A 6,569-nucleotide genomic window follows, 5' to 3' on the forward strand; every position below is an offset into this window, starting at 1 on the left:
GCTATAAACCTTCGGGATGTACCAATCATTCAAAAAAGACTATAAAGAGATTATTATGACTGACCACTCATACACAGTAGAAGAACAGCTTGCCCTTATCCAACGTGGTACTCAAGAGATTTTATCTACCGATGATTTAGTGGCGAAGCTGAAGTTAAATCGTCCTTTACGTATTAAAGCCGGTTTCGATCCTACGGCACCTGATCTACATTTGGGTCACACGGTATTGATTAACAAGCTCAAGCATTTCCAAGATTTAGGTCACGAAATTTATTTCTTAATCGGCGACTATACCGCCAAGATTGGTGATCCTTCTGGTAAGAATTCTACTCGCCCACCGTTAACCGATGAACAAATCAAAGCCAATGCTAAGACTTATGCAGAGCAAGTGTTTAAGATTTTAGATAAAGAGAAAACCCGCGTGGTTTTTAACTCAGAATGGTTTAACGATATGTCAGCTGCGGATATGATTCAGCTGGCCAGCCAACAAACCGTTTCTCGCATGCTTGAGCGTGACGACTTCTCTAAACGTTATGCCTCACAAACACCTATCTCTATTCACGAGTTCCTCTATCCGCTAGTGCAAGGCTATGACTCTATCGCTCTGAAGGCTGATGTTGAGCTTGGCGGTACCGATCAGACCTTTAACTTGCTGATGGGTCGCACTTTGCAGGGCCGTTATGATCAAGAGCAACAAGTTTGTATTACTGTGCCTATCTTAGAAGGCTTAGATGGCGTTAATAAGATGTCTAAATCCTTAGGTAACTATGTGGCTATTTATGATGCTCCAGGCACTATGTACCAAAAAATCCTCTCTATGCCAGATACTCTAATCCGTCGTTACTTTGAGTTTTTAAGCTTTAAGCCAATGGAAGAAGTGGAAGCCTTGCTAGAAGAGATGGAAAAAGGTCGTAACCCACAAGAAATCAAACGTATTCTCGCTGAAGAGTTAATCGAACGTTTTCATGACGCTGATGCTGCTGCCAATGCGCACAAATCTGCAGGTAATGTACTAGCCGATGGCGAATTGCCAGTGGATTTGCCAGAAGTGACTTTAGATTTAGAAGGGCAAGAGGCGCTATTCATCACTCAGATCTTAAACCAAGCGGGTCTTACCAAAAACAGCTCAGCGGCGAAAGACATGATCAAACGTGGCGCAGTGAAAGTTGATGGCGAAGTGGTCGATGGGGGCTTTAGCTTAACCTCGGGACAGACGGCGGTTATCCAAGCTGGCAAGAAAGCTTATGCCAAGGTTACGGTAGGTTAAGGATGGTATAAGGCTTAGTAAAAATCAGGTCAGCATTGATGCTTGGCCTTTTTTTATCAATAAAAACTAATAATTTTTAAAATTAGGAACTGGTCATGTCTCAAATCATCCCGCAAGGTATCTACCAGCATTACAAAGGTAATGAATATCAAGTATTGCACACCGCAAAGCACTCAGAGACCGAAGAATCGTTAGTGGTTTATCGTTGTCTATACGGTGAGTATGGCGTTTGGGCGCGACCGCTATCGATGTTTGCTGAAACGGTAACGCATGATGGCAAGCAAGTGCCTCGATTTAAGCTGATTAAAGCTTTGGCGGACTAGTTCAAAATAGAAATGTGACTATAAATTCTGATGATTTTGTAGGCTGGGTTTTTAACCCAGCATTTTAATATTGCAAAGTCTGGAAGCGGGGTTAAAAACCCAGCCTACGCCAACTTTAACAGTTTAAAAGTCTAATCATCTAAAAACTCCTTCAAAGCCCGATAAAACCCAACGGGCGCATCCATCGGCACCGCATGACCGGATTTAGGTAATAGGTGAGTAGTGGCATTCGGGAGCATATCGGCTAAACGCTGCTGCCATTTTGGCTGGTATAACTGCGAGCGGCCACCGATCAGTAGGGTAGTTGGAATATCTACCGCTGCTAAAGTATCACGATAGTCAAAGGGCAGTTGTATATAAGCGGCTAGGCAGCGTAGCTTATGTTGCCAAGTAGCATGAGTCATCAGCGCCACTTGATGGGGAGCGCGGTGGTTAAGTGTCTTCACTACTAATTGCGAATGACGGCGTCCAACAGATAGCAATGAAAACGCTTGCTCCATCTCTAATAAGCCACTCTTTAAAGCGAAGGGTAAGTGACGAAAGTCATCAGTAGCTAGATAAGGCGCAGTGTCATTAACTACCTTATCAAACTTAGCAAATAACTCTGCTTGCCGCACCCAGAATAGTCCACCTTGCCAGTCTGCTTGATTATGGATAATAGGTGCTTGGTCAATATTAAGGTAACGGCTGACTTTACTAGTACCAAAGCGCCTAAAGTAAGCCCACATCACTAGGGCACCCATTGAAATACCTGCCACAGATACAGTGGCAGCATTATTTTCTATAGTGATATATTTTAATACTTGCTCGGTATCTTCAGCGTATTGCTCTATAAAGTCAAAGTTTGGCAACGTCAGCGCTGTTGCTAAGCCAAAGCCGCGAAAGTGTGGCAAATAAAAACGATAGTGGTTGGTTAAGGGCAGAATAAAAGGCAAAAATTGCCGGGTATCCATACCAAAGGCATGCAGCATCAATACGGGCGTGCCATTGCCAATCACTGAAATCGGTAATGGCGTGCCGTCCACGGCGAGGACATGAATAGTTTGCAATTGATATTGCTTGGCAAGGATAGTAGGCATATTTTCCATTAACTTCGAGGGGATCTCAGCGCTATAGCTGTAGTAAATAGCTTGTGCTTGCTCTGGGTCATTGATACACAGCTGGCTCATTATTTTATTATTGATGGCTTGTTATAGTAAAAGGGTTAATAATCAAGATTTAGCAAACCTTGCCAAACGGTTATTCGCATCGCGGTTATTTTTATCTGACTTTAACTTAAAGCAGATTTATAAAATGCTCTATCCGTTAACACAGAACACTAGTGGTCATTATTTTTTAATAAATAAAAGGATATCGAGTGATGAGCAAAGCGACGCTACCAAAGCTTGATAACAGTCTTTATCCGCAAGTCTGGGAGCAGCAGACATTCGATAATGCGCAGTCCTTATTAATGGCCATGCTATTAGGTAAGGTTAGCCCAGATCCTTATCTATTTACTAAGCAGCTACAGGCTAACGATACTTATCAAGAATGGATTACGGCTTCAATATTTGGACGCTATATTCAACACAGTTTTGCTGCACTCTATGGGCAGTCTGAAGACAGCTTTAATAGGGATATACCCGTATTGTTTCGCAATGAATTAATGCGTCATACGCAGTATTTACCTTTAGAGCAGATAGTATTTATGGCAGGTAATATGCCGAAAAAAGCTCGGCAAGAAAGGTTTTTTACTACTACGCTTAATCCAGCTACAGTAATAGTGGGTGCGCAAAAGCTAAAGCATGATGCTGGCAAGTCGCTAGTAATAAACCGGCAAGCAGTTATTAATCAGATACGAGTGGCTAGTAAGCGAGTATTAGGTTTTCCACTACGCCATAACAAGCGCACCAGCGAACGTATACGTAATGAGGTGTTGATTTTAGGTTTTGATGATTTACGATTAGTAGATGAGCACCATATCAGTCATGATATTATGCATCACAAAGTCGAACAAGAGACAGCGAGCACAGCAATATTAGCCAATACTGATGTGCTGCTGCGTTGTTATGAGCTGCGTTAACTAGCTATCATTTTTGGCAATAGTTAAGCCGTTATAAGTTTGTGCCACTGGCATCACTTCCAAGCGATTGACGTTGATATGAGCCGGAGATTCGATTAGCCATAACAAGATATCGCCGATATCATCGCCAGTCATATTTTTAAAGCCGCTATAAACTTTAGCTGCCTTGTCATCGTCACCATGATAACGCACATTTGAGAATTCTGTACCAGCGATATTACCTGGCTCAAGATTAGTGACTCGCACTTGGGTACCCAATAGATCGGCTCGTAAGTTTAGACTGAACTGCTTTACAAAGGCTTTGGTTGCCCCGTAGACGTTCCCACCGTAATAAGGCCAATTGCCAGCTATAGAGCCAACGTTAATGATATAGCCACTATTGCGTTCAACCATCGCTGGCAACACAGCATGAGTAACTGCCATTAGACCTTTGACATTAGTATCGACCATTCGTGTCCAATCAGCCAGATCGCTGTTATGAGCAGGCTCAGTACCAAGTGCTAGTCCAGCATTATTAACCAGCACGTCAATTTGCTTAAAGTCGGCAGGCAAGTCAGCTAGTATTTTCGGGATAGCCGCAATATCAGTAACATCCATAACCACTGGTAAAAATAACTCACCCAAATCTTCTGCTAGCGCATTTAGTCTATCTAAGCGTCGAGCACAGCCGATCACTTTATGACCTTTGGCAACTAATAGCTTGGCTAAGGCTTCACCAAATCCTGCACTTGCACCAGTAATCAAAACATTCATATGTCATCCTTAATTTAGCAGTTTTGCGTTTATTAAATTAGTTTTTATGGAGTTTACCTTGATTGATTGTGCTGCTATCAACTCAGTTTTTATGCTTTAACGTATAACTTAGCATGTAATTTAGCGAAGTTTGGTTGTTAATATATCCTAAATGCCTACTGTCAATAGCTATCCGTCCTATTGAGGACTGACCCTAGCACTACTATTCACCGCCAATCTGTCTAGTACCAAAAATCTTATCACCAGCATCACCAAGTCCTGGGATAATATATCCACGTTCATCCAAATGACCGTCTAATGCGGCAGTATAAATAGTCACGTCAGGATGTGCTTCATTGACTAAGCGTACTCCTTCAGGAGCGGCTACTAGTACTAAAGCTTTGATATTCTTACAACCGTGTTTTTTTAGCATCTCAATAGTAGCAATCATTGAACCGCCAGTCGCTAGCATAGGATCAATAATCAATGCTGGGCGTTTGTCCATATGGCTAACGAATTTTTCAAAGAAAGGCACTGGTTGTAGGGTTTCTTCATCACGCTGTAGACCGACAACTGATATCTTTGCCGTTGGTATCAAGTCGAGCACCCCTTCTAACATGCCAAGACCGGCACGTAATATAGGTACTACAGTTACGGTCTTGCCGATAATCTGCTCACCGTCAATCTCACCACACCAGCCCTGGATAGGAAAAGTCTCAATCTCGAAGTCACGGCTTGCTTCATAAGCCATCAGGCGAGCAAGCTCTTTGGTCAAAGTACGGAACTTATAAGTACTACAGTCCTTTTCACGCATCAAGCTCAGTTTATGGCGTACTAAGGGATGATTGATTACCGTAATATGTAATTTACTATTGGCACCGTTATTTAGGTCACTCATGGATAACTCTCTAGTTTTTGATCGTATGCTATGATAGCAAAAAAACCACTTTTCTGATGGAGAATATCATGACCAAATCATCATTGAATAATAACAATGGCAGTAATAATTCTGCTAGTGATGCTACTACTGATTTGAACTTATCAGCAGCACAAATAGAAGACCATCCTTTTGCACCAGTGCTACCGCCCGATGCTACAGTTATGATGATGGGTACCTTTCCACCCACTAGCGATAAATGGGCTATGAGCTTTCATTATCCTAATTTTTATAATGACATGTGGCGAATTTATGGCAAAGTGTTCTTTGACGATGTTAACTACTTTAGAGTAGGGGATGAGAAGCGCTTTGATCCTGAACGTATCCGGGCTTTTCTATTTAAGCGTGGTATAGCTTCTTGCCCTACAGTCAAACAAGCCATCCGCGAAACTGGCAACGCCTCTGACAAGAACTTAACGGTAGTCACTACTGTTAATCTAGATGAGATATTGCTACAAGTGCCAAAGGTGAGTGCATTATTTACTACTGGTGGTAGGGCCACAGAAGTATTATTGAACTTATTACCGTCACCACCGATCAAGTCCAAATATCCCAAGACTAACCAGAGCATTGATTATCCTTACCAATGGCATGATAAAAACGGAGTCACAGACCATGTTAGTGATTTGACTTTATATAGACTGCCTTCTACTTCACGTGCTTATCCGCTAGCTTTAGACAAAAAAGCAGCCGCTTATAGAACGTTTTTTGAAAAGATAGGTAAGCTATAAATAATAAACAAACCCCGGTCCAAACTCTAAACCCATGATAAGCATCAACTAATAAGAGAATCCTTAGGCGAAGGCAAATTAAATCTTAGACTAAGCTTGACCGAGCCTTTAATATGCGTATAATGCGTCCCTGTCGGAACAGAAGAGCGGCTTTATGGGAGTGGTTTACCGCTTAGAATAAAGTTAGCTAAATAACTTCTTGACACTCAGATTAAAGCGTCTATAATACGCACCTCAGCAAGACAAGCGGGAGTAATTAGGAAGTGATAAGTCACTTAATAATTAGCACGTCAATCTACTGAAACGAATTAGAATAAAGGGTTGACAGACTATATAAACATGATATGATAGTCAGCTCGCTAAACAAGATAAGCAAATGTCTTTGATTGGTTAGTGTAATAATCCTCTACTGGACGACAGCAGAGCGATACTATTTAAAAGCATAACTAAAGAACAACTTGTGTGGATTTTTGTTGATTCAGAATGTTAAAAAATAAAGTTGACTATCTTTTCTTTT

At 41.7% G+C, this 6,569-nt stretch carries 7 protein-coding genes; 4 read left to right on the forward strand and 3 right to left on the reverse strand.

Annotation, left to right across the window (positions count from 1 at the left end; translation table 11 throughout):
* Positions 1-55: 55 nt before the first annotated feature.
* Complete coding sequence (tyrS, locus tag JMY09_RS07420; RefSeq protein ID WP_201622962.1) at positions 56-1,267, forward strand: tyrosine--tRNA ligase; 1,212 nt, start codon at positions 56-58, stop codon at positions 1,265-1,267.
* Positions 1,268-1,362: 95 nt separating this feature from the next.
* Positions 1,363-1,590, forward strand: coding sequence for a DUF1653 domain-containing protein (locus JMY09_RS07425; protein WP_201622963.1), 228 nt, complete (start codon positions 1,363-1,365; stop codon positions 1,588-1,590).
* Between the two features lie 131 nt (positions 1,591-1,721).
* Here the strand turns inward: JMY09_RS07425 and JMY09_RS07430 are convergent, their stop codons facing one another.
* Complete coding sequence (locus JMY09_RS07430; RefSeq protein WP_227677223.1) at positions 1,722-2,759, reverse strand: alpha/beta fold hydrolase; 1,038 nt, start codon at positions 2,757-2,759, stop codon at positions 1,722-1,724.
* A 191-nt stretch (positions 2,760-2,950) separates the two neighbouring features.
* Here JMY09_RS07430 and JMY09_RS07435 point away from each other — a divergent pair, with 191 nt between their 5' ends.
* Entirely contained in the window at positions 2,951-3,652 is a 702-nt protein-coding gene (locus JMY09_RS07435) for a hypothetical protein (RefSeq protein ID WP_201622964.1), read from the forward strand.
* Here the strand turns inward: JMY09_RS07435 and JMY09_RS07440 are convergent, their stop codons facing one another.
* Positions 3,653-4,405, reverse strand: coding sequence for an SDR family NAD(P)-dependent oxidoreductase (locus JMY09_RS07440; protein WP_201622965.1), 753 nt, complete (start codon positions 4,403-4,405; stop codon positions 3,653-3,655).
* Positions 4,406-4,607: 202 nt separating this feature from the next.
* Positions 4,608-5,282 (reverse strand): uracil phosphoribosyltransferase, encoded by a 675-nt coding sequence (gene upp / locus JMY09_RS07445; RefSeq protein WP_201622966.1) that lies wholly within the window; start codon positions 5,280-5,282, stop codon positions 4,608-4,610.
* A gap of 68 nt (positions 5,283-5,350) precedes the next feature.
* Between upp and JMY09_RS07450 the strand changes: the two genes are divergently transcribed.
* Positions 5,351-6,052, forward strand: a complete 702-nt coding sequence (locus tag JMY09_RS07450) for a DNA glycosylase (protein WP_227677224.1) — start codon at positions 5,351-5,353, stop codon at positions 6,050-6,052.
* Positions 6,053-6,569: the final 517 nt, after the last annotated feature.

This window comes from Psychrobacter urativorans, from assembly GCF_904846695.1.
Classification (GTDB): Bacteria; Pseudomonadota; Gammaproteobacteria; order Pseudomonadales; family Moraxellaceae; genus Psychrobacter; species Psychrobacter urativorans.

Excerpts from the sequence above, each read along its gene's own strand:
- JMY09_RS07425 (WP_201622963.1), top strand. The coding sequence starts at position 1,363 with ATGTCTCAAATCATCCCGCAAGGTATCTACCAGCATTACAAAGGTAAT.
- JMY09_RS07430 (WP_227677223.1), bottom strand. The coding sequence starts at position 2,759 with ATGAGCCAGCTGTGTATCAATGACCCAGAGCAAGCACAAGCTATTTAC.
- JMY09_RS07435 (WP_201622964.1), top strand. The coding sequence starts at position 2,951 with ATGAGCAAAGCGACGCTACCAAAGCTTGATAACAGTCTTTATCCGCAA.
- tyrS (WP_201622962.1), top strand. The coding sequence starts at position 56 with ATGACTGACCACTCATACACAGTAGAAGAACAGCTTGCCCTTATCCAA.
- JMY09_RS07450 (WP_227677224.1), top strand. The coding sequence starts at position 5,351 with ATGACCAAATCATCATTGAATAATAACAATGGCAGTAATAATTCTGCT.
- upp (WP_201622966.1), bottom strand. The coding sequence starts at position 5,282 with ATGAGTGACCTAAATAACGGTGCCAATAGTAAATTACATATTACGGTA.
- JMY09_RS07440 (WP_201622965.1), bottom strand. The coding sequence starts at position 4,405 with ATGAATGTTTTGATTACTGGTGCAAGTGCAGGATTTGGTGAAGCCTTA.